The 22454-nt window shown below is 70.8% G+C and carries 23 protein-coding genes; 9 read left to right on the top strand and 14 right to left on the bottom strand.

The features are described 5' to 3' along the window. Positions 1–77 precede the first annotated feature (77 nt). The 11 genes from ACFPIH_RS33585 to ACFPIH_RS33635 all read right to left on the bottom strand — a co-directional run bounded on the left by ACFPIH_RS33585 (position 78) and on the right by ACFPIH_RS33635 (position 10885). The gene (locus tag ACFPIH_RS33585; protein WP_381166816.1) at positions 78–1094 is read right to left on the bottom strand and encodes an asparaginase; all 1017 of its coding nucleotides are present in this window, start codon (positions 1092–1094) and stop codon (positions 78–80) included. A gap of 44 nt (positions 1095–1138) precedes the next feature. Next, on the bottom strand, positions 1139–2578 hold the full coding sequence (locus tag ACFPIH_RS33590) for an amino acid permease (RefSeq protein ID WP_381166818.1): 1440 nt from the start codon (positions 2576–2578) through the stop codon (positions 1139–1141). Next, on the bottom strand, positions 2575–3252 hold the full coding sequence (locus ACFPIH_RS33595) for a FadR/GntR family transcriptional regulator (RefSeq protein ID WP_381167516.1): 678 nt from the start codon (positions 3250–3252) through the stop codon (positions 2575–2577). Before ACFPIH_RS33595 ends, ACFPIH_RS33590 begins: the two co-directional genes overlap by 4 nt. A 160-nt stretch (positions 3253–3412) precedes the next feature. Next, entirely contained in the window at positions 3413–4249 is an 837-nt protein-coding gene (locus ACFPIH_RS33600) for an undecaprenyl-diphosphate phosphatase (RefSeq protein ID WP_381166820.1), read from the bottom strand. A 92-nt stretch (positions 4250–4341) separates the two neighbouring features. Further along, the gene (gene crcB, locus ACFPIH_RS33605) at positions 4342–4707 is read right to left on the bottom strand and encodes a fluoride efflux transporter CrcB (protein ID WP_381166822.1); all 366 of its coding nucleotides are present in this window, start codon (positions 4705–4707) and stop codon (positions 4342–4344) included. After that, the gene (locus tag ACFPIH_RS33610) at positions 4704–5084 is read right to left on the bottom strand and encodes a DUF190 domain-containing protein (protein ID WP_381166824.1); all 381 of its coding nucleotides are present in this window, start codon (positions 5082–5084) and stop codon (positions 4704–4706) included. The genes crcB (ACFPIH_RS33605) and ACFPIH_RS33610 overlap by 4 nt, the downstream gene beginning before the upstream one ends. Beyond that, the gene (gene crcB / locus ACFPIH_RS33615; RefSeq protein ID WP_381166826.1) at positions 5081–5536 is read right to left on the bottom strand and encodes a fluoride efflux transporter CrcB; all 456 of its coding nucleotides are present in this window, start codon (positions 5534–5536) and stop codon (positions 5081–5083) included. The genes ACFPIH_RS33610 and crcB (ACFPIH_RS33615) overlap by 4 nt, the downstream gene beginning before the upstream one ends. Before the next feature lie 56 nt (positions 5537–5592). Further along, positions 5593–6573 carry an SMP-30/gluconolactonase/LRE family protein gene (locus ACFPIH_RS33620; protein ID WP_381166828.1) on the bottom strand — a complete coding sequence of 327 codons (981 nt, stop codon included), beginning with the start codon at positions 6571–6573 and terminating at the stop codon, positions 5593–5595. Positions 6574–6729: 156 nt separating this feature from the next. Continuing rightward, positions 6730–7017 carry a helix-turn-helix domain-containing protein gene (locus ACFPIH_RS33625; protein WP_381166830.1) on the bottom strand — a complete coding sequence of 96 codons (288 nt, stop codon included), beginning with the start codon at positions 7015–7017 and terminating at the stop codon, positions 6730–6732. Positions 7018–7163: 146 nt separating this feature from the next. Continuing rightward, positions 7164–8723, bottom strand: coding sequence for a glycosyl hydrolase 53 family protein (locus ACFPIH_RS33630; protein WP_381166832.1), 1560 nt, complete (start codon positions 8721–8723; stop codon positions 7164–7166). A gap of 140 nt (positions 8724–8863) precedes the next feature. Next, a complete protein-coding gene (locus ACFPIH_RS33635) occupies positions 8864–10885 on the bottom strand; it encodes a beta-galactosidase (RefSeq protein ID WP_381166834.1) in 2022 nt (673 codons plus the stop codon). A 161-nt stretch (positions 10886–11046) separates the two neighbouring features. Here ACFPIH_RS33635 and ACFPIH_RS33640 point away from each other — a divergent pair, with 161 nt between their 5' ends. The 6 genes from ACFPIH_RS33640 (at position 11047) to ACFPIH_RS33665 (ending at position 16141) form a co-directional block, all read left to right on the top strand. Next, complete coding sequence (locus ACFPIH_RS33640; RefSeq protein ID WP_381166835.1) at positions 11047–12366, top strand: ABC transporter substrate-binding protein; 1320 nt, start codon at positions 11047–11049, stop codon at positions 12364–12366. Next, on the top strand, positions 12363–13286 hold the full coding sequence (locus tag ACFPIH_RS33645) for a carbohydrate ABC transporter permease (RefSeq protein WP_381166837.1): 924 nt from the start codon (positions 12363–12365) through the stop codon (positions 13284–13286). The genes ACFPIH_RS33640 and ACFPIH_RS33645 overlap by 4 nt, the downstream gene beginning before the upstream one ends. Next, positions 13283–14188: a carbohydrate ABC transporter permease gene (locus ACFPIH_RS33650; RefSeq protein WP_381166839.1), complete on the top strand. Its 906-nt coding sequence runs from the start codon at positions 13283–13285 to the stop codon at positions 14186–14188. The genes ACFPIH_RS33645 and ACFPIH_RS33650 overlap by 4 nt, the downstream gene beginning before the upstream one ends. After that, positions 14185–15219, top strand: coding sequence for a LacI family DNA-binding transcriptional regulator (locus ACFPIH_RS33655; RefSeq protein WP_381166841.1), 1035 nt, complete (start codon positions 14185–14187; stop codon positions 15217–15219). Before ACFPIH_RS33650 ends, ACFPIH_RS33655 begins: the two co-directional genes overlap by 4 nt. A 117-nt stretch (positions 15220–15336) precedes the next feature. Continuing rightward, a complete protein-coding gene (locus ACFPIH_RS33660; RefSeq protein WP_381166843.1) occupies positions 15337–15687 on the top strand; it encodes a VOC family protein in 351 nt (116 codons plus the stop codon). A gap of 64 nt (positions 15688–15751) precedes the next feature. Then, on the top strand, positions 15752–16141 hold the full coding sequence (locus ACFPIH_RS33665; RefSeq protein WP_381166845.1) for a MarR family winged helix-turn-helix transcriptional regulator: 390 nt from the start codon (positions 15752–15754) through the stop codon (positions 16139–16141). Between the two features lie 61 nt (positions 16142–16202). On the opposite strand, the gene argG is transcribed toward ACFPIH_RS33665, so the two are convergent. The 3 genes from argG to ACFPIH_RS33680 form a co-directional block, all read right to left on the bottom strand. Next, a complete protein-coding gene (argG, locus tag ACFPIH_RS33670) occupies positions 16203–17657 on the bottom strand; it encodes an argininosuccinate synthase (protein ID WP_381166847.1) in 1455 nt (484 codons plus the stop codon). 72 nt (positions 17658–17729) lie between these two features. Next, positions 17730–18818 carry a hypothetical protein gene (locus ACFPIH_RS33675; protein ID WP_381166849.1) on the bottom strand — a complete coding sequence of 363 codons (1089 nt, stop codon included), beginning with the start codon at positions 18816–18818 and terminating at the stop codon, positions 17730–17732. Positions 18819–18887: 69 nt separating this feature from the next. Continuing rightward, positions 18888–19748 carry a LysR family transcriptional regulator gene (locus ACFPIH_RS33680; protein WP_381166851.1) on the bottom strand — a complete coding sequence of 287 codons (861 nt, stop codon included), beginning with the start codon at positions 19746–19748 and terminating at the stop codon, positions 18888–18890. Between the two features lie 331 nt (positions 19749–20079). Here ACFPIH_RS33680 and ACFPIH_RS33685 point away from each other — a divergent pair, with 331 nt between their 5' ends. Genes ACFPIH_RS33685 through ACFPIH_RS33695 form a run of 3 tightly spaced genes read left to right on the top strand, consistent with a single transcriptional unit; the run spans position 20080 to position 22453 of the window. After that, positions 20080–20763 carry an alpha/beta hydrolase gene (locus tag ACFPIH_RS33685; protein ID WP_381166853.1) on the top strand — a complete coding sequence of 228 codons (684 nt, stop codon included), beginning with the start codon at positions 20080–20082 and terminating at the stop codon, positions 20761–20763. Further along, complete coding sequence (locus ACFPIH_RS33690) at positions 20760–21599, top strand: sulfurtransferase (RefSeq protein ID WP_381166855.1); 840 nt, start codon at positions 20760–20762, stop codon at positions 21597–21599. Before ACFPIH_RS33685 ends, ACFPIH_RS33690 begins: the two co-directional genes overlap by 4 nt. Then, a complete protein-coding gene (locus tag ACFPIH_RS33695) occupies positions 21596–22453 on the top strand; it encodes an ABC transporter permease (RefSeq protein WP_381166857.1) in 858 nt (285 codons plus the stop codon). Before ACFPIH_RS33690 ends, ACFPIH_RS33695 begins: the two co-directional genes overlap by 4 nt. The last annotated feature ends 1 nt before the right edge of the window (position 22454 follow it).

Raw genomic sequence — 22454 nt, forward strand, 5'->3', positions numbered from 1 at the left:
CGGCGATGACAACGCCCCTTCTTTTGAGGGGCGCGGGGAACTGCGCGACCAGCCACAGCCGGCCCGCAGACAAAGCACTACGTGCGGACCGGCACCGTCACCGGATCCAACGCCCGCACCGGCCGCACGCAGCCAACCACCCGCCCGCCCCCGAGCAACGGCTCCCCCGCGAACTCCCCGAGGAGAGCCGGGTCGACGCCAACCCGCCCAAGCGCCGCCGCAACAACCGGCACACGCGCCCGATTCGCACCGTCGGAGATCTTGACGGCGACGGCACGCCCGTCGGGCAGGGCCGCGACCTCGACGCCCTCGAAGCCGTCCTTGGCGAGCAGTCCGGGGACGGCCCGCATCAGGGCGGCGACGTCCCGGCCGGCGCCGGAGGCCATCTCGGCGTGGTCGCGCATGGCGTCCGCCACCCGGGCCTCCGGGGTGCCGGGGGCGGCCGTGGTGATGCGGGCGGCGGCCCGGGCGAGGCCGTGCAGGGAGACGGAGAAGAGCGGGGCGCCGCACCCGTCGACGGTGACCCGGGCGATCCGCTGTCCGGTGAGGTCCTCGACGATCTCGGCGATCGCCTGCTGGAGCGGGTGCTCCGGGTCGAGGTAGCCGTCGAGGGACCAGCCGTTGAGCTTGCAGGTGTACAGCATGGCCGCGTGCTTGCCGGAGCAGTTCTGCGCGAGGCGGGAGGGCGCGCGGCCCTCGCGTATCCACGCGTCGCGGATCGCCGGGTCGTACGGCAGGTCCTCGACGTTGCGCAGGGCGTCCTCCGTGAGACCGGCCAGCTCGAGGATCCGCCGGGTCCCGGCGAGGTGGCGTTCCTCGCCGGAGTGGCTGGCGGCGGCCAGCGAGAGCAGTTCGCCGTCGAGCGGCAGCCCCGCCCGCAGCATGGCGACGGCCTGGACGGGCTTGAGCGCCGAGCGCGGGTAGAAGGCGGCCTCGATGTCGCCGAGCTGGAGTTCGACCGTGCCGTCCGCGCGGAGGACGACGACGGAGCCGTAGTGGACGCCCTCGGTCACCCCGTCGCGGACGAGGTGGGCGACGGGCGTGTGGAGGGGTTCACGGATCGTGGGGGCGTCGGCGAGGGAACTGCTGTACATCACTGCCTGGATCGTCGGTGGGGTGTCGGGGGTCGGCGCCGGGGTCACGCGTCGGCCTTGGCGGAGGTGCGCGCGAGGTTGCGGCGGATGGCGTACCAGCCCGCGACGAGCACTCCGGCGATGAGCGGCAGGCACAGCACGGTGGTGCGTCCGGCGCCGCCGTCGGCGTACATGAGGACGAGGACCGAGGCGAGGAAGGCGAGCGTCACGAGCTCGGTCCAGGGGGAGCCCGGGAGCTGGTAGCCGGGGCGGGTCAGCTCGCCCTTCTGGGTCTTCTGCCAGAAGAGGAGGTGACAGATCATGATCATGCCCCAGGTGGAGAGGATGCCGATCGCCGCGAAGTTCAGGACGATCTCGAAGGCGTCCGCCGGGACCACGAAGTTCAGGCCGACGCCGAGGACACACATACCGCTGGTGAGGAGGATTCCGCCGTACGGGACCTGGCTGCGGCTCATCTTCGCGGTGAACTTCGGGGCGGAGCCGTTGACGGCCATGGAGCGCAGGATGCGGCCGGTGGAGTACAGGCCGGAGTTCAGCGACGACATCGCCGCCGTCAGGACCACCAGGTTCATCACACCGCCGGCCGCCGGGATGCCGATGTTGGACAGGACCGTCACGAAGGGGCTCTCGCCGGACGTGTACTTGTTCCACGGCAGCAGCATCGACAGCAGGACCACCGAGCCGACGTAGAACAGGCCCACGCGCCACATGATCGAGTTGATCGCCTTCGGCATGATCTGCTCGGGGTTCTCGGTCTCGCCCGCCGCGACACCGACCAGTTCGACCGACGCGTAGGCGAAGACGACGCCCTGGATGATCAGCAGCATGGGCAGCAGGCCGTTGGGGAAGACGCCGCCGTTGTCGGTGATCAGGGACGGGCCGGGGTTCGCACCGTCCACGGGGTGCTGGGTGACCAGCAGGAAGATGCCGATGCACATGAAGATCACCAGCGCGCTGACCTTGACGATGGCGAACCAGAACTCCAGTTCGCCGAAGATCTTCACCGAGATCAGGTTCACGGTGAGGACCACGGCCAGGGCGATCAGCGCGATCACCCACTGCGGGATGTCGGAGAACATGCCCCAGTAGTGGGTGTAGGTGGCCACCGCGGTGATGTCGGCGATACCGGTGGTGGCCCAGTTCAGGAAGTACATCCAGCCCGCGGTGTAGGCGCCCTTCTCGCCGAGGAACTCCCGGGCGTACGACACGAAGGCGCCGGAGGAGGGGCGGTACAGGACGAGTTCGCCGAGGGCGCGTACGACCAGGAAGGCGAAGACGCCGCAGACGGCGTAGGCGATGAAGAGGGAGGGCCCGGCGTCGGCGAGGCGGCCGCCCGCGCCGAGGAAGAGGCCGGTGCCGATGGCGCCGCCGATGGCGATCATGTTGACGTGCCGGTGTTTCAGCGACTTGCTGTAGCCGTGGTCTCCGGCGTCCACGTGGGGGGACGAGGGGCGCGTCTCGTCTTTGAGGTGCTGTTCGCTCACGCCTCGGGTCCGCCTTCCAGGGGGGTGCTCGTGCGCGGGGCGCGCACGATGTCGGTGAGAGTCGTCTCGACGCGGTCGAGGTGGTGGCTCATCGCCTCCACCGCGTCGTGCGCGGAACCGTCGATCAGCGCCTCGACGATGGCCCGGTGCTCGCGGTTGGACTGCTCGCGACGGCCGCCCAGTTCGTTGAGGAAGGCCGACTGACGCGCCAGTGCGTCACGGATCTCCTCGATGACCCGGCGGAACACCGGGTTCTGGGCGGCCTCGGCGACGGCCAGGTGGAAGAGGGTGTCCATCGCGACCCACGCGGTGGTGTCCGTCTCCCGCTCCATGCGGTCGAGCAGATGGGCCAGGTGGTCCAGGTTCTCCGGGGTGCGGCGCCGTGCCGCGTACCCGGCGACCGGGATCTCGACGTGACGGCGCACCTCCAGCAGATCGCTGGCCGCGTAGTCGCCGAAGGTGGGGTCCTCGACGGTGTTCGCGATCACGAAGGTGCCCTTGCCGGTCTTGGCGACCGTGAGGCCCATGGTCTGCAGGGCGCGCAGCGCCTCCCGCAGCACGGGCCGGGACACCTCGAGGGTGCGGCAGAGCTCCGCCTCGGAGGGGAGCTTGTCGCCGACGGCGTAGTCGCCGCGTTCGATGGCGCCGCGGAGGTGGCCGAGCACCGCTTCCATCGCGCTGACGCGCCGCGGTACTCCACCACCTGTCTGGCTGTCTGACAGGTTCACGAATGAGATGTTCCGGGTGACGTGCGGGTGCTGTCAAGGGAGGTGAAATGAAAAATTCAGGCGGCGGAAGTCTGCATTCGGACTTCTCGCCGCCTGCGCGGTGCGGTCAGCCGTTCAGCGTGCCGGTGGCCAGGAGCCCGAAGAGCAGCAGGCCGACGACGATCCGGTAGATCACGAACGCGTTGAAGGAGTGCTTGGCGACGAACTTCAGCAGCCAGGAGATGGAGGCGTAGGCCACGACGAAGGAGACGGCCGTGCCGACGACGAGCGGGGCGACGCCCGCGCCGGTGCCCAGCGCGTCCTTGAGCTCGTAGATACCGGCGCCGGTCAGGGCCGGGATGCCGAGGAAGAACGACAGCCGGGTGGCGGCGACCCGGTCCAGGTCGAGGATGAGCGCGGTGGACATGGTGGCGCCGGAGCGGGAGAAGCCGGGGAAGAGCAGCGCGAGGATCTGGGAGCTGCCGACCAGCATCGCGTCCTTGAACGAGGTGTCGTCCTCGCCGCGCTTGTGCCGGCCCATCTGGTCGGCCGCCCACATCACCCCGCTGCCCACGATCAGGGAGCCCGCGACCACCCAGAGCGAGGCCAGCGGCCCCTCGATGAGCGGCTTGGCGGCCAGGCCGACGGCGACGATCGGGATCGTCGCGTAGATCACCCACCAGGCGAACTTGTAGTCGTGGTGGTGCCGTTCCTCCTTGTCGCGCAGGCCGCGGCCCCAGGCGGAGACGATCCGGACGATGTCCTTGAAGAAGTACACCAGCACGGCGGCGATGGCCCCGACCTGGATGACGGCCGAGAAGCCGACTACGGCGTCGTCGTCGACCGGGATGTTCATCAGCCCCTCGGTGATCTTCAGATGCCCGGTGGAGGAGACGGGGAGGAACTCGGTCACTCCCTCGACGGCTCCGAGAACGACGGCTTGACCGACGGAGATGGCGCTCATGGAATCCAGTTCTGCGTGAGGCGACAACTGCGGTGGACAGTCCTACCAGGCGGGGGTGCGGTCGCCCGCCGGACGGGCGTGCGGTGGGCCCGTCACGGCCACACCGCCTGGCCTATGGCCACCCCGCCGAACGCCGCCGCGAGGCCCGCGACCACGCTCGCGACGACGTTGAGGGCAGCGTAGAGGCCCGCGCCGGTCTCGGTCAGCCGCAGCGTCTCGTACGAGAAGGTCGAGTACGTCGTCAGCGCCCCGCACAGGCCGGTACCCAGGAACAACCGCAGGTCGGGCCCGGCCGAGGCGGCGCCGGTCAGGGTGCCCAGGACCAGACAGCCGACCACGTTGACGGCGAACGTGCCCCAGGGGAAGACCGAGTCGTGCCGGGACTGCACCGCGCGGTCGGTGAGATAGCGCAGCGGGGCGCCGATCATGCCGCCGCCGACGACCACCAGCCAGTTCACAACGACTTCTTACCCTTCGCGTCCGGTTCGGCCTGGTTCGGGGCGCGGCCCGTGTACTGGATGACGTGGCACTCGTCGAGGACGACGAGTCCCTCCGTCACCAGTTCGTCGAGCTCCGGCAGGAAGGCCCGGATCCGCTCCTCGGTGTCCACGACCACGATCGCGACCGGCAGGTCCTCGCTGAGCGAGAGCAGCCGGGAGGTGTGGATCCGCGAGGACGCGCCGAAGCCCTCGATCCCGTGGAAGACGCTGGCCCCGGCGAGTCCGGCCGCGTGGGCGCGGTGCACGATCTCCGTGGAGAGGGGCCGCCGGTGCCAGGTGTCGTTCTCGCCGATGAACACGGTCAGGCGCAGGGCGTCGCCGGTCAGTCTCGTCATCGTCGCCTCCTCGCGAAGACCTGGCGGGTCGCCGTGGCCGCGAGCCACACCGCCGCGAGCGCCGCGCACAGGGTCGCGGCGAGATAGGCCAGGGCCGTCGCGGTACGGCCCCCGTCGGCGAGGCGCTGGATGTCGACGGCGTACGTCGAGAAGGTGGTGAAGCCGCCGAGGACGCCGGTGCCGAAGAACGGGCGCACCAGCCGGTGGACGGTCAGGACCTCGGTGATCAGCACCAGGAACACGCCGATCACCGCGCAGCCGACGATGTTCACCCAGAAGGTGGTCCACGGGAAGCCGCCGGTCCGGGTGGGCCACCACAGCGCGGCGGCGTAGCGGGCGGCGGCGCCGATCCCGCCGCCCGCGGCCACCACGGCGACCACCGGGAGCTGGTCCGTCCCGGTGGTCCTGCGCGGGGCGCCGGTACGGAGGCTGTCGGCCTCCGGCGCTGTCATGTCGTACGTCTCCTGCCCGGCCGTGGATCATGGCTGGGCACCAGCGTAGCGCCGTCCTAGGCGCCGTTCTCCTTGGTCACCGGTGCCTCGCAGACCGCGAGGCCGCGCTCCCGCAGGCTGCCCAGGACCAGCCGGCCGCCGGTCTCGCAGACGCTGGTGACCATGCGGAAGCCGGAGCGGCGGCGGGTGAGGTGCTCGACGATCCGGCCGTCGTCGTCGACCGCGAGGACACCGGTCGTGCCCGAGGGACGGAAGGGGGCACGCAGGGCGAGTCGGGCGGCGCGGCGGCGTACGGCGGGCCCGGCGCGGTGGAGGAGGTCGAGGGGTGGGATGCGCGGGCCGGCCAGGGCGACCCAGACCGGGCCGTCGGGGGCGCCGCGCCACAGGTTGTCCGGGTAGCCCGGCAGGTTCTCGACGAAGGGTTCGGCGTGTCCGGCTCGGGGGCCGGTGAGGTGGAAGCGGGTGAGACGGCGGGCGCCGGTCTCGGCGACGACAAGGAAGGAGTCGTCGCCGCTGCGGGCCAGGCCGTTGGCGAACTGCAGTCCATCCAGGACGACTTCGGCCTCCTTCTCATCCGGGGCGAGACGTAACAGGCGTCCTGTTCCGGTGTGTTGGACGAGGTCGCCCATCCAGTCGCGTAAGGGATGGAGCCGGCTGGAGACGGTGAAGTAGACCGTGCCGTCGGGCAGGGCGACGACGTTGCTGCAGAAGCGCAGCCGCTCCCCCGCCGCCGACTCGGTGAGGACGCGGACGTTCCCGGTGCCGCCCTCGGGGTCGATCCGCAGTACGGCGCCGTCGGCGTCGCACACCAACAGGTCGCCGTCCGGGAGGAGTTCGAGGCCGAGCGGTCGGCCGCCGATCTCGGCGACGTGCTCGACCCGGGCCGAGGGCGGGTCGTCGAGGCCGTGGACGCGCAGGATCCGCCCGTCCGACACCCCCGTCAGTACGCGCCCTCTGGGGTCGGCGACGACGTCCTCGGGGCCGTGCCCGGGGAGAGTGACGTACCTGAGGGGGACGAGGGCCGCCCGACGGTCCATGAGGTGCCGCCTTCCTGAAGGAGGCGGCCATCGTCGCAGGCGGGCGCGTCGGGTGGCGGGTCCTGCCCCGGGTCTTTTGCCGGGGCTTTCCGGAAACGGTTCTGCTGGGTCCCCTCTCCTGTCCCGGGGCCCTCTGCCGCCGCTTCACACCGCCCTTCACCAGCCCTTTTCGAACATCCGCGCCACCTCGGCGATGCGCATCTCGTCCCGCTGGTAGTAGACGTGCCACCGGATGCGCCGGGCGCGCAGCACACCGAGGGAGGTGAGCAGACCGAGGTGGGTGTCGGCCACCCGACGGCGTACGCCCATCTTCGCCGCGATCGCGGACGCGGTGACGCCGTCCTCGACGAGGTCGCCGTGCCACTGCGGCGGGAAGTGGCGGGCCGGGTCCTTCAGCCACTCCAGGATGTCCAGGCGCCTCGCACCAACGGGAGTCCTCAGCATCGTCGTCCCCCTCCGTCCGGGCCTCCTCTTACCGCGTCTTCCCACTCTTCCGCAGGAGGTACCGCCGTGTCCCGAAGTCGGAGAGCCTCGGCTTGGATCGAACACCCCTGTCTGACAAAGGTGTTCGATCCATGCGGGTTGACGGATCAGCGGTGGCTGAACCACGCCGTCGAGGACAGGGCCCTGTCGTCGTAGCCGAACAGGGCCTGGTTCTCCCAGCCGTTGCCGGAGGTGGCGTCGTCCGGGTCCCAGCCGTTGCCGTTCACTGCGGTCCAGGTCGCCTCCCAGTAGAAGACGCCGAGACCGCGGCCGTTCGGGACGGCCTCCACGATGTTCGCGACGGCGTTCATCCAGGCGAGCTGGCCGGCCGCGGACGCCGGGTAGCCGGAGACCAGTTCACCGGTGGTGTCGATCTGGTTGGTGAGCGAGTCGTCGCTGTCGAGACGGAAGGGGTAGGCCGTCTCGGCGATGAAGACCGGCTTGCCGTAGCGGGAGGCCGTGTCGTCGAGGGTGTTCTGGGCGGCGGCCAGGGAGCCGTGCCAGTAGCCGTAGTACGACAGGCCGATCACGTCGTAGTTGATGCCGTAGGTCTTCGCGTTGTCGAACCACCAGCGGACCGTGCCGTCGTCGCCGGCGTTGGCGAGGTGCAGGGCGACCTGGGTGCCGGAGGAGACCGCCTTCACCGCGCTGTAGCCGGAGTTGAGCAGACCGGCGAGCTGCGACCAGTTGTCCGTGGAGCCCTCGGACCACAGCATGCCGCCGTTGATCTCGTTGCCGACCTGGACCATGTCGGCGGTGGTGCCCTGCGCCTTCAGTGCGTTGAGCACGTCGTACGTGTGGTTGTAGACGTCGGTCCTCAGCTGGCTGTAGCTGTAGCCCGCCCAGGCGGCGGGCTTGGTCTGCTTGCCGGGGTCGGCCCAGGTGTCCGAGTAGTGGAAGTCGACCTGCAGCTTCATGCCGGCGGCCTTGATCCGCTTGGCCATGGCGAGGACGCGTGCCTTGTTGTTGTAGCCGTCGGCGGGGTTGACCCAGACCTTCAGGCGCGCGTAGTTCATGCCGGCGTTCTTCAGGATCGTGACGGCGTCGCCGGTGGTGCCGGAGCTGGTCCTGTAGACGCCGCCGAAGGCCTCGCTCTTGGCGAGTGACGATATGTCGGCGCCCTTGATGGCGAGACCTGTTGATCCGGAGGTGAAGGTCAGGTCGTCGACATTGATCCAGTTGCCCGCGTTCGCGTCACTGTTGACACTGATCGTGCACTGGTTGTTCGTCACATTGATCGACGTGACGATCCGGACCCAACTGCTGCTGGACACCGGCAGATCGGTGCGCTGCTCGCTGCTTCCGCAGTTCTTCAGGGCCAGGTAGGCGGAGTTCTGGCCGCCGCCGGAGCGCACCCACGCGGTGAGGGTGTAGGTACCGTTGGTCAGCCCGGACAGGTACTGGTAGGTCTCCACCTTGTAGGCGGCGGACGAGTAGTGGGACAGGCGGTAACTGCCGCCGTGGCCACCGGACTCGGTGTACGAGGCTGCGGTGGCGCCGTACTCGGACCAGCCGGCCGGGGTGGCCGCGCCGGCGCCGTCGGACTCGAAACCGCCGTTGGTGAGGGTGCTCGCCGCCTGGGCGGTCTGCGCGGGCAGCGCGGTGAGGGCGAGCCCGGCGAGGAGCGGCAGGAGCAGGGCTCTGAGCGTGCGTCTGGGATGGAACATCGTCGTCCGTCGTCCCTTCGACGTGATGGGGGTGGGGTTCCCGCGGAGCGACCTGCCCGGGCGAGACGCCCAGGGCGAGATGCCCACGGGAGTCCCCCTCCGCCCGCGGCTCGCGGCTCCACGGGCGGAGGGGAGTCTGGTCAGCCGTCGAGCCGGACGACCCGGACGGCTCCCGCCGGGACCGCGAGGCGGCCGACGGCGCGCTCGCCCGTCAGCAGCTCGGTGCCGGACGCGTCCAGCGGCACCTTGGCGTCGGTGGCGGTGTGGTTGATCGCGAAGAGGTAGCGGCCCGACTCGCCCGAGCGGCGTACGACCTCCAGGTCTCGGGGCAGGTCGGCGCGCGGGGTGATCGCCGCGTCCTCGGCGGCCCGGCCCAGCAGGGCGTCCAGGCCCTCGTGGCCGAGGCGGGTGGAGACGTACCAGGCGGTGCCCCGGCCGAGGCGGTGGCGGGTGACGGCGGGCCGGCCCGCGGTGAGGCCGTCGGCGTACGTCCAGACGGTGTCGGCGCCGCGCGGGACCAGGAACTCGGTCCACACGTCGCCGGCCGGTTCGGAGCCGTCGGGGCCGGTCAGGCGCACGCTCTCGCCCGGCAGCAGGGGGGCGAACTCCTCGACGGTCAGGCCCAGGACGTCCCGCAGCGCGCCCGGGTAGGCGCCCTCGTGGACGGCGTCGTGCTCGTCGACGATGCCGGAGAAGAACGACACGACGAGGGTGCCGCCGTTCTCGACGTACTCCCTGAGGTTGTTCCCGGCCGCCTCCGTCATCAGGTACAGCGCGGGGACCACGACCAGCGGGTATGTCGACAGGTCGGACTCCGGGTGGGCGAAGTCGACGGTGAGGTGGCGGTCGTAGAGCGCCTCGTAGAACGCGTCGGCGCGCTCGCGCGGGTCGGCGTCCTCGGTGGGGCGCCAGGCCAGGTTCTGCGCCCACCAGGAGTGCCAGTCCCAGAGCACCGCCACGTCCGCCTCGGTGCGGGTGCCCCGGAGGGCGGCGAGGGAGTCGAGGGACGCGCCGAGTTCGACGACCTCGCGCCACACGCGCGTGTCGGTGCCGCCGTGCGGGACCATCGCCGAGTGGAACTTCTCGGCGCCGCGCCGGGACTGCCGCCACTGGAAGAACATGGCGCCCTCGGAGCCCCGGGCCACATGGCCGAGGGAGTTGCGGGCCATCTGGCCGGGGGCCTTGGCGGGGTTGCGCGGCTGCCAGTTGACGCCCGAGGTGGAGTGTTCGAGGAGGATCCAGGGGGCGCCGCCGGCGACGGAGCGGGTGAGGTCGGCGGCCATCGCGAGGTTGACGTGGGTGCGGCGGCCGTCGGTGATCAGATAGTGGTCGTTGGTGACGATGTCGACCTCGCGGCCCCAGGCCCAGTAGTCGACGGAGTCGCACTGGCTGAGGGCCGTCATGAAGTTGGTGGTGACCGGGACGCCGGGCGCGAGGCGGTGCAGGATGTCCCGCTCCGCGACGAAGTTCTCGCGCATGGTGGCGTCGGCGAACCGCTTGTAGTCCAGGGCCTGGCCGGGGTTGCCGACGGTCGGGGTGGCGCGCGGCGGGTTGATGTCCGCGAAGCCCGGGTAGCGCTGGCCCCAGAAGGCGGTGCCCCAGGCCGCGTTGACCGCGTCGACCGTGCCGTACGTCGTCTCCAGCCAGCGGCGGAAGTGGGCGGCGCAGGAGTCGCAGTAGCAGGCGGAGACGGGGACGCCGTACTCGTTGTGCACGTGCCACATCGCGAGCGCGGGGTGGTCGCCGTAGCGCTCGGCGAGCCTGGTGGTGATGTTCGCGGCCGCCGCCCGGTAGTCCGCGTTGCTGTGGCAGACGGCCCCGCGGGAGCCGAACTCCAGGCGTACGCCCTCGGGGGTGACGGGCAGGGCCTCGGGGTGGGCTCGGTAGAACCAGACCGGCGGGACCACGGTGGGGGTGCCCAGGTCGACGCGGATGCCGTTCTCGTGGAGCAGGCCGACGATCCGGTCCAGCCAGCCGAAGTCGTACTCCCCGGGTGAGGGCTCCAGGAGGGCCCAGGAGAAGATCCCGACGCTCACCATCGTGACGCCGGCCTCCCGCATCAGCCGGACGTCGTCCTGCCAGACGCTTTCCGGCCACTGCTCGGGGTTGTAGTCCCCACCGAAGGCGAGCCTGGTGAGGCCCCTGGGGGTGGTCTCCGGCATGGATTTTCTCCCGCTTAATCGATCATTTGGGAACGTGCACACACCGTGGCGGCGGTGCGAGGCCAACATAACCGCACAGCAACAACCATTGACAAGTGTCCGGGATGTTTCTCTACTGTGAACGCTCACAGACACCAGAACCCAGGTCAGGGGAGAGATCCATGCCCAACACGAAGCGCCGTCGCCTCGTGACATCCGTGGTCGCCGTAGCCCTCGGCGCCACCGCCCTCGCCGCCTGCGGCTCCTCCGACGACGACAGCGGTGCCGAGTCCGGTCCGGTCTCGCTGACGTACTGGACCTGGACGCCCGGCATGGACAAGGTCGTCGACCTCTGGAACAAGGGCCAGGGCAAGAAGGACCAGATCAGCGTCACGGTGAAGAAGCAGGCGTCCGGCGACACGCTGGTCACCAAGATCCTCACCGCGCACAAGGCGGGCAAGGCCCCCGACCTGGTCCAGGCCGAGTACCAGGCCCTGCCGACGCTGGTCAGCAATGACGCGCTGGCGGACATAGCGAAGAACGTCGGTGACGCGAAGGGCAAGTTCGCCGACGGTGTCTGGCAGCAGACGACGCTGGGCACGGACGCGGTGTACGCGGTGCCGCAGGACATCGGACCGATGATGTTCTACTACCGCGCGGACCTCTTCAAGAAGTACGGCCTGACGGTCCCCACCACCTGGGAGCAGTTCGCGGAGACCGCCCGCGCGCTGAAGAAGAAGTCCCCCGGCACGGACCTGACCACGTTCTCCGCCAACGACTCCGGGCTCTTCGCGGGCCTCGCCCAGCAGGCCGGCGCCAAGTGGTGGACCACCTCCGGCGACAAGTGGCAGGTCGGGATCAACGACGCGGCCACCAAGAAGGTCGCCGACTTCTGGGGCGGCCTCGTCAAGGAGGGCGCCATCGACAACCAGCCGATGTACACCCCGGCCTGGAACAAGGCGCTCAACACCGGCAAGCAGATCGCCTGGGTCTCCGCCGTGTGGGCACCGGGCACCCTGACCACCGCCGCGCCCGACACCAAGGGCAAGTGGGCCATGGCCCCGCTCCCCCAGTGGTCGGCCGGTGAGAACGTGACCGGCAGCTGGGGCGGCTCCTCCACCGGCGTCACCACGGACTCCCAGCACAAGGAGGCCGCCGCGAAGTTCGCCGCCTGGCTGAACACGGACAGCGAGGCCCTTCAGGCGCTGGCCAAGGAGGGCGGCATCTACCCGGCGGCCACCAACGCCCAGACCAGCGGCGCCTTCACCACCCCGCCGGACTACTTCTCGAACCAGGCGGACTTCTACACCAAGGCCGCCGAGATCGCGAAGACCACCGCGCCGTCCGCCTGGGGCCCGAACGTGAACGTCGCCTACACGACCTTCAACGACGCGTTCGGCTCCGCCGCGAAGAACAAGTCGGACTTCTCCGCCGCCCTGGACAAGATGCAGGACGACACGGTCGCCGACCTCAAGAAGCAGGGCTTCGAGGTCTCCGAGTGACCAGCGCACACCGGAAGTCGTACGGGGTCAAGGGGGCCCCGTACGCCTTCCTCCTCCCCGCCACCGCGCTCTTCGCCCTCTTCTTCGCGCTGCCCATCGGGTACGCGGTCTGGATCAGCTTCCACAAGGTGAAGGTCTCCGGGCTCGGCCTCGGCGCCGGAGCCCGCAAAGAGGTCTGGGCCGGCGTCGAGAACTACACCGACGCCCTCACCGACAGCGAGCTGCTCGACGGCGCGCTGCGCGTCCTCGGCTACGGCTGCATCGTCGTCCCGGTGATGCTGGGCCTGGCGCTGCTGTTCGCGCTGATGCTCGACTCCGAGAAGGTGCGGCTCGCCCCGTTCACCCGGCTCGCGATCTTCCTGCCGTACGCCATCCCCGGCGTGGTGGCGGCGCTGCTGTGGGGCTTTCTGTACCTGCCGAGCGTCAGCCCCTTCTACTACGTGCTCGACGCCCTGGGCCTGCCGCAGCCGGACCTGCTGGACGGCGGGCCGCTGTACCTCGCCCTCTCCAACATCGCGGTGTGGGGCGGCACCGGCTTCAACATGATCGTCATCTACACCTCGCTGCAGGCCATTCCGGCCGAGGTGTACGAGGCGGCGAAGCTGGACGGCGCCACCCCGCTGCAGACCGCGCTGCGGATCAAGATCCCGATGGTGGCGCCCTCGCTGGTGCTGACCTTCTTCTTCTCGATCATCGCGACGCTCCAGGTGTTCAACGAGCCGACCACCCTCAAGCCCCTCACCAACTCCGTGCCCACGACCTGGAGTCCGCTGATGAAGGTGTACCAGGACGCCTTCGGCAAGGGGGACATCTACCAGGCGGCGGCCGAGGCCACGCTGATCGCCCTCGCGACGCTGCTGTTGTCCTTCGGCTTCCTGCGGGCCGCGAACCGCCGTAGCAAGCAGGAGGCAGCGCGATGAGTTCTCTTGCCGTACAGAAGGCTCCCTCGGCGGCTGGTACCACCGGTGCCGCACAGGGCCGCCCGCCGCTGCGCAGCCGGGTCGCGCTGGTCCCGACGGTCGCGCTGCTCCTCGGCGCGGTCTACTGTCTGCTGCCGGTCGCGTGGGTGGTGATCGCGTCCACCAAGTCGGGCAGTGAGCTGTTCTCCACGTTCACCTTCCTGCCGGGCACGGGCCTCACCGACAACGTCAAGGACCTCAACGCCTACCGCGACGGCATCTACTGGCAGTGGATGGGCAACTCCGCCCTGTACGCCGTCCTCGGCGCGCTGCTGTCGACGTGCGTGTCGGCGTTCAGCGGGTACGCGCTGGCGACGTACCGCTTCCGTGGCCGCGAGACGATGTTCAACGTGCTGCTCGCCGGTGTGCTGATGCCGCCGATCATCCTCGCCGTCCCGCAGTATCTGCTGATGGCGAAGGCGGACCTCACGGACTCCTACTGGGCCGTGCTGCTGCCGCAGATCCTCTCCCCCTACGGTGTCTATCTCGCGCGCATCTACGCGGCGGCGGCCGTGCCCTCCGACGTGGTGGAGGCAGGCCGAATGGACGGGGCGAGCGAGTGGCGGATCTTCACCCGGATCGCGCTGCCGATGATGGTGCCGGGCATGGTGACGGTGTTCCTGTTCCAGTTCGTGGCCATCTGGAACAACTTCCTGCTGCCGTACATCATGCTCAGCGACGACGAGAAGTTCCCGCTCACGCTGGGTCTGTTCACCCTCCTCGAACAGGGGGCCAACACTCCGGCGCTGTACTCGCTGGTGATCACCGGAGCCTTCCTTGCGGTGTTCCCGCTCGTGGCGCTGTTCCTGGTCATTCAGCGGTTCTGGAGCCTGGATCTGCTGTCCGGAGCCGTAAAGTCATGACCATGAACAACGGTGCGGGGGGCCGGCGCAGACCGCCGACGATCCACGACGTGGCGCGGGAGGCGGGGGTCTCCCGCGGCACCGTCTCCCGGGTGCTCAACGGCGGTCACTACGTCAGCCCTTCGGCCCAGGAAGCGGTCAACGCCGCCATCCGCAGGACGGGTTACGTCGTCAACCGGCACGCCCGTTCACTGATCACCGGCCGTTCGGACTCCGTGGGCTTTCTGCTGACGGAGCCTCAGGAGAGGTTCTTCGAGGACCCCAACTTCAATGTCCTGCTGCGTGGTTGTACGCAGGCGCTGGCCGCGCACGACGTCCCGCTGCTGCTGATGCTGGCCGGCACCGAGGACGAGCGGCGGCGTATCACGCGGTACATCACGGCAGGGCATGTCGACGGGGTGCTGCTGGTCTCCAGCCACTCCGGGGACCCGATCGCCACCGAGCTGCGCGAGGCGGGCGTCCCCCTGGTGGCGTGCGGCAAGCCGATCGGGATCGGGTCCAAGGTGAGCTATGTGGCCGCCGACGACCGGGACGGCGCCCGGGACATGGTGCGCCATCTGCTGGCGCAGGGCCGGCGCCGGATCGGTGTGGTGACCGGTCCGCTGGACACCCCGGGCGGTGTGGAGCGGCTCGCCGGGTACCGGGAGGTGCTCACCGAGGCGGAGATCGCCTACGACGAGCGGCTCGTCGTCTCCGGCGACTACAGCCGGATCAGCGGCGAGGCGGGGGCCGAGCGGCTGCTGGCGCAGGCCCCGGACCTGGACGCGGTGTTCGTCGCGTCCGACCTGATGGCACAGGGTGTGCTGTCCGCGCTGCAGCGGGCGGGCCGGCGGGTGCCGGAGGACATCGCGGTCGGCGGCTTCGACGACTCCCCCGCGGCGACCTCGGTCAGCCCGTCGCTGACCACGATCCGCCAGCCCTGGGACCGGATCAGCAGCGAGATGGTCAGGGTGCTGCTCGCCCAGATCGGGGGCGAGGACCCGGCGGCGGTGATCCTGCCGACGGAACTGGTGAAACGCGAGTCGACGTGATCTCGAGGGTGGGCCGCGTTCGGTCAGGATCGGAGAAGCGGCCCACCCCTGCCTCGCCTTAGCGTGAAACCACCGACGCGATCCCGTCGGACCACGCACCAGCGAGGAGTGACCATCATGACCACCACCGGGCTGCAGACGATCATCTACCCCGTCAAGGACGTCGACCGGGCGAAGGCCCTGTTCGGCGCGCTGCTGGAGGTCGAGCCGTACGCCGACGAGCCCTACTACGTCGGCTACAAGGCCGCCGGGCAGGACGTCGGCCTCAACCCGAACGGCCACGCCCAGGGCCTGACCGGGCCGGTGCCGTTCTGGCATGTCTCCGACCTCCGGGAACGCCTCGCGGCCCTGGTGGCGGCGGGCGCCGAGGTGGTCCAGGACGTGCAGGACGTCGGCAACGGCCGGCTCATCGCCTCCGTGAAGGACCCGGACGGCAACCTGGTGGGGCTGCTCCAGGACCCCTCCTGAAACTTCTTGCACCCGCACTAGTTGCACGGTAAACGAATGGCGCGAACGGTGTTACGGTGCGGGTATGGCAGCGAAAACGGCCGGGGCGGGCTTGGAAGAACGCTGGCGGGACATCCTGTCGGTACACGCGCGCACGATGTGCGAGATCGACCGCGCACTGCATCCCCACGGCCTCGGCGCCAGCGACTTCGAGGTGCTGGACATCCTCGTCACCGAGGCACCCCGGCCGGGCGACCAGTGCCGGGTGCAGAACCTGGTCGGGCGGGTGCACCTCAGCCAGAGCGCGCTGTCGCGACTGATCGGCCGGCTGGAGAAGGACGGCCTGGTGGAGCGGGCCGTCTGCCTGGAGGACCGGCGCGGGGTGTGGGTCACCCTCACCCCCAAGGGCCGCGACCTGCACGGCGAGGTGCTGCCGATGCAGCGGGCGGTGCTGGAGCGGATGCTGGGCGGCTGAGCCGCGGTCAGGGCGACTCAGCCGGGCCTCCGACGAAGCCGTACGCCGGCCCGTCAGTCCGTCAGTCCGTGCCGGACTCCATCGCGGCGCGGTCCAGCAGCGCGTCCTCCTCGGAGACCTCGCCGCGGGAGGCGATGGCCTCGGCGCCGCCCTCCGGCATCTCCGGCATGGTGCCGATCAGCCCGGTCGCGGCGGCCTGGGAGGCGCCGATGACGGGGCTGCCGGTGCCGATCAGGCCGAGGCCGACGTACTGCTCCAGCTTGGCGCGCGAGTCGGCGATGTCGAGGTTGCGCATGGTGAGCTGGCCGATCCGGTCCACCGGGCCGAAGGCCGAGTCCTCGGTGCGCTCCATGGACAGCTTGTCCGGGTGGTAGCTGAACGCCGGGCCCGTGGTGTCGAGGATCGAGTAGTCCTCGCCGCGCCGCAGCCGCAGGGTGACCTCACCGGTGATGGCGGCACCCACCCAGCGCTGGAGGGACTCGCGGATCATCAGCGACTGCGGGTCCAGCCAGCGGCCCTCGTACATCAGGCGGCCCAGTCGGCGGCCCTCGTTGTGGTACTGGGCGACCGTGTCCTCGTTGTGGATCGCGTTGACCAGCCGCTCGTACGCCGCGTGCAGCAGCGCCATGCCGGGCGCCTCGTAGATGCCGCGGCTCTTGGCCTCGATGATCCGGTTCTCGATCTGGTCCGACATGCCCAGGCCGTGCCGGCCGCCGATGGCGTTGGCCTCCATCACCAGGTCGACGGGGGAGGCGAACTCCTTGCCGTTGACCGTCACCGGGCGGCCCTGTTCGAAGCCGATCGTCACGTCCTCGGTGACGATCTCGACCTCGGGGTCCCAGAACCGTACGCCCATGATCGGCTCGACGGTCTCGATGCCGGTGTCCAGGTGCTCCAGGGTCTTGGCCTCGTGCGTGGCGCCCCAGATGTTGGCGTCGGTCGAGTAGGCCTTCTCGGTGCTGTCCCGGTAGGGCAGGGCGTGGGCGAGCAGCCACTCCGACATTTCCTTGCGGCCGCCGAGCTCGGTCACGAAGTCCGCGTCCAGCCAGGGCTTGTAGATCCGCAGGTGCGGGTTGGCGAGCAGGCCGTAGCGGTAGAACCGCTCGATGTCGTTGCCCTTGAAGGTCGAGCCGTCGCCCCAGATCTGGACGTTGTCCTCGAGCATCGCCCGCACCAGCAGGGTGCCGGTGACGGCGCGGCCGAGCGGGGTGGTGTTGAAGTACGCCCGCCCGCCCGAGCGGATGTGGAACGCCCCGCAGGTGAGCGCGGCCAGACCCTCCTCGACCAGCGCCGCGCGGCAGTCGACGAGGCGCGCGATCTCGGCGCCGTAGGTCTTCGCCCGGCCGGGCACCGACGCGATGTCGGGCTCGTCGTACTGGCCGATGTCGGCGGTGTAGGTGCACGGGACGGCGCCCTTGTCGCGCATCCACGCGACCGCGACCGAGGTGTCGAGACCGCCGGAGAAGGCGATGCCGACGCGCTCGCCGGCGGGGAGGGAGGTGAGGACCTTGGACATAGGAAGAGTATGCAGCATTACGCATGGTCATGCAAAGGGGGGGGGGTGCATCACATGCATCACACGGGTTCTTCAGGGTGCCTCCCCCGGCTGCCGGTCCGCCGGGCGGCGCGGCGGGATCGGCTTCGTGGGGAAGTCGCGGGGGCCGGTCCAGAGGGCGGGGACCGCGTCGCAGCGGCGGCAGAGTTCGTAGGCGACGGTCTCGTAGTTCACCCGCCAGCCCCGGAAGTGCGGCCAGGCCTCCTCGGGGGTGCGTTCGGCGCGGAAGCCGGTGGACTCCAGCATCGACACGGCCGCCTCGAACTCGTCGTAGGTGAGCCGGACCGGGGTGTCCGGGGAGGGGTCGGAGTCGAAGGGGAAGCGGATGGAGCGGGCGATGTCCCGCAGCGCGGTGAACCCGGCGCGCAGCACGAGCCGCGCGGCCGGCGGGGCGCTGTGCGGCGCGAGCGAGAGGTGCATGGCCGCCGCGTCCATCACGGCGACGAGTCCGACCAGCCAGTTGCGGTACGGGCGCGGGGAGCGGAACGCCAGCAGCACGGGGTAGGTCGCGTGGCTCTCCCCCATGTCGGCGGCGAGCCGCTCCCAGGACCGGTACAGCTCGGGCAGCGCGGTCTCGGTGTCGACCAGCCACTGCCGGGCCAGCAGCTCGGGGCCCCAGGCGGGCTCTCCCGCCCGGGACTGCAGCAGGGTCACCTCCAGTTCGCGGCGGTTGTAGGCCGCGTAGAGGGTGGGCAGGTAGGCGATCTGGAGGGCGATGACCACCGGGCCGGTGACGGCGGCGGCGAAGTCGAGGGCGGAGAGCCGCAGCCGGGCGCCGCTGGCGAAGCCGAGGGTGAAGAGGCTGGAGCCCGCCTCCCGGAAGGCGGTGGTCCAGTCGAGCGGGGACAGCGCGTACAGCAGCATGCCGTAGCCGGCGAAGGCGCCGCCGAGCCAGGTCAGCAGCATGCCGACGAGCATCAGCGGGGCGAGCCAGGTCTGCCAGCGGTCGATGGTGTCGTAGCCGCGGCCCCGGCTCGGCAGGTGCAGCAGCAGGCGCAGAAGCCACCACAGCCGGTACACGACCACGGAGTACAGGCCGCGCGGGACGACGAGGGTGCGCAGGACGCTGCCGAGGACCAGGGCGAGGACGAGTCCGCCGGCCACGCCGGAGAGCCAGATCATGCGGTCATTCTGGATCACGCGCCAAGGCCGTGAGTCACGCCGTGAGCCACACCGTGCGCTCGCCCCCGGTCACGCGCCACGGGCGGCCAGCAGCGCGCGTACCGTCCCGAACGCCGCGTCGACCGTGGCCGGGTCCATGCCCGGGCGGGCCAGCGCGCTCATCGGGATGGGGGTGACGGCGGGCAGGTCGGGGCACGGGGTGAGGCCGTCGGGGGCCGGGCCCACGGAGGCGAGCAGGGCCACGCCCTGGCCGGTGCGGGCGATGTCGAGGACGCCCGCGAGATAGCCGGCGTCGCCGACGACCGTGGCGGGCACGCCGTGCGCGGCGAGGGTGGCGATGGCACGGCGGCGGATCGCGCACGGGTCCTCGATGGCGACCAGCGGCACCGGCACGGGGGCGGGCGGGGGCCGCCAGCCGGGGGTGGCGTGCCAGGTGAGCGGGAGTCCGCCGACCGGGGTGCCCTCGGTGGCGGCGGCCTCGGTGACGTACACCGCGACGTCCACGCTGCCCCGCTCCACGGCCTCCACCAGCCGGGCGGAGCGGTCGATGCGGTAGCGGACCCGGCAGCCCGGGCGGACCTCCAGCACGGCGGCGGTCAGCCGGGGCAGGAACTGGTCGGCGGCGTGCTCGGTGGAGCCGATGGTGACGGTGTCGGCGTCGACGTCCAGGAGAGTGCGTACGGCCTCGTCGTGGACGGCGAGGATCCGGCGGGCCTGCTCCAGCAGGAGCCGTCCGGCGGGGGTGAACCGGGTGCCGCGGCCCTCCCGTTCGACGACCGGACGCCCCAGCGTCTTCTCCAGCTTGCGCACGTGCTGGCTGACCGCGGACTGGCTCAGGGCGAGGGCCTGGGCGGCACGGTGGAAGCCGCCGCAGTCGGCTATCGCGGTCAGACTGCGCAGGGCCACGATGTCGAGCACGGGTTGGGGCATGCCGGTGACGCTAGTCGCTGCGCCCTCCGATCGCGACAGCTGATCGGTTTCGATGCGGAATCATCGTTGGACGCCTCCGGTCACGGTCGGTCATGATGAACGCATGCTGCCCGCGACCGCTTCCGCTGCCCTTCTGACGCAGCGCCGAGTCATCGACTTCGGCGTGGCGTGCAGCGCGCGTTGTCGCTGAACTCTCCGGCTGTTCTTCCCCTCTCGCGTCTCGGACTCGCTGATCACTGACTCGTGACAGCGGCCCCGGCCTGCCTTTTCCCCTGTCCTCCCTGTCCTCCCCCTGTCCTCCCCCTGTCCTCCTCATGGGAGTTGCCCCCTCATGCCTGTTTTCTCCTGGGACGAACCCGAAGGTCTCGCCCCGCGCGGCACGCTGATCGTGCTGGCCGGGCGCGGCGAACACGGCGGTGTGTACGAGCGGTTCGGCCGCCGGCTCGCCTTCGACGCCTACCGTGTGCGGGCCCTCGGCGACCCGTCCGCCGATCCGGCCGTACTCGACGAGGTCGCGAAGCTGCTCGCGGACGAGTCGCTGCCCGGCCCCAAGGTGCTGGTCGGCTCCGACACGGGCGCGTCGTACGCCGTCCGGACAGCCGCCGAGCAGCCGCCGGGCCTCGATGCCCTGATCCTGGCCGGTCTGCCCACCGGCGCCTGGAGCGCGGGGAGTTGGGAGGAGGAGGCCGAGGCACGCACCGCCTGCCCGACGCACCGGGGCCGGCTCACGAACGACCCGGACTTCCGGCGCGGCGCCCTCGGCGAGGCTCCGGTCACCCACAGCCTGGACCTCGTACGGGTTCCGGTACTCGCGCTGCACGGCTCGGACGACCGGGTGAGCCCCGTGGACGCGGCCTACACCGGCAGCGCCGTCCGGCCGGTGATCCTCCACGGCGGCCGGCACGACGTCCTCAACGACGCCACGCACCGCACGGTCGCCGCGACGATCGTGCTGTTCCTGGAGCGGCTGCGGCTCTCGCCGGAGCTGCCGCTGATCGCGGAGGGCGGGGCATGAGCGTCACGACGACGGTCGCGGAACTGCGCACCCTGCTCGACTCCGGCCGGCCGCCGGTGCTGCTGGACGTCCGCTGGGCGCTGGGCGACCCGCACGGCCGCGACCACTACGCCGAGGGGCACATCCCGGGCGCGGTGTACGTCGATCTGGACCGCGAGCTGGCCGCACCGCCCGGCCCCGAGGAAGGCCGGCATCCGTTGCCGGACCTCGCCGATCTCCAGGCGGCGGCCCGTCGTTGGGGCGTCGACGGCGACCGGCCCGTCGTGGTGTACGACGACCTCGGCAACACGGCGGCGGCACGGGCCTGGTGGCTGCTGCGCTACGCGGGGCTGGCCGAAGTGACACTGCTGGACGGGGCGTTGAGCGCGTGGCTGGCGGCCGGGCAGCCGTTGGAGTCCGGGCTCCCGGCGGACCCGGTGCCCGGCAACGTGGTGCTCCGCGCAGGCGGACTGCCCGTCACCGACGCCGACGGCGCCGCCGAACTCGCCGCCTCAGGACTGCTGTTGGACGCCCGTGCCGCCGAGCGCTACCGGGGCGAGGTGGAGCCGGTCGACCCACGGGCCGGACACATCCCCGGCGCGGTCTCGGCGCCCACCGGGGAGAACCTGGCGGCGGACGGCACCTTCCTGCCGGCGGCCGTGCTGCGCAAACGGTTCGAGGAGCGGGGGGCCGCCGACGCGGGGTGGATCGGCGTCTACTGCGGCTCCGGTGTCACCGCAGCCCACGAGATCGCGGCGCTGGAGATCGCCGGTTTCACCGCGGCGCTCTTCCCCGGTTCATGGTCGGCGTGGTCGGCCGATCCCGCCCGCCCCGCGGCGAAGGGAGGCCGGCCATGACGACGACACCCCTGGTGCGCGACGCTCCCGCTGCCGGGCTCTCCACGCGGGTGACGATCCGCGGCACCGCCAAGTCCGCCGGCCGCTTCACCGTCCCCCGTTCCCTGCGCCGGTCCGCCGGACCGGTCGGTCTGGTCCTGCTGTGGTTCCTCGCCTCGGCCACGGGCCTGCTCCCGGAGTCCGTGCTGGCCTCCCCGGTCGACGTGATCAGACAGGCCGTCGACCTCACGAAGAGCGGCGAACTCCCCAGCGCCATCGCCGCGTCGGGCCGCCGTGCCGCGACCGGCTTCCTGATCGGCGCGGCCGTCGCGCTGAGCCTCTCGCTGCTGGCGGGGCTGTTCCGGCTCGGCGAGGACGTCATCGACTCCTCGATGGGCATGTTCCGGGCGATCCCCTGGGTGGGTCTGATCCCGCTGTTCATCGTCTGGTTCGGCATCGAGGAGACCCCGAAGATCGCCCTGGTCGCGCTCGGCGTGACCTACCCGCTGTACTTCAACATCTACGGCGGCATCCGCTCCACCGACGCCCAACTCGTCGAGGCCGCACGGATGATGGGGCTCGGCAGGCTCGGTCTGGTGCTGTACGTGATCCTGCCGAGCGCGCTGCCCGGCGCCCTCGTGGGGCTCCGGTACGCCCTCTCCACGGCGTGGCTGGCCCTGGTCTTCGCCGAGCAGATCAACGCGGACGCGGGCCTCGGCTACCTCATGAGCAATGCCCAGCAGTACTTCCGCACGGACGTCATCGTGCTGTGCCTGGTGGTGTACGCACTGCTCGGGCTGGCCTGCGACTTCGCCGTACGGGTCCTGTCCCGCCGGCTGCTGACCTGGCGGGCCAACTTCGAGGGCGAGGCCTAGA

Source organism: Streptomyces vulcanius (assembly GCF_042653945.1).
Lineage (GTDB): Bacteria > Actinomycetota > Actinomycetes > Streptomycetales > Streptomycetaceae > Streptomyces > Streptomyces mangrovi.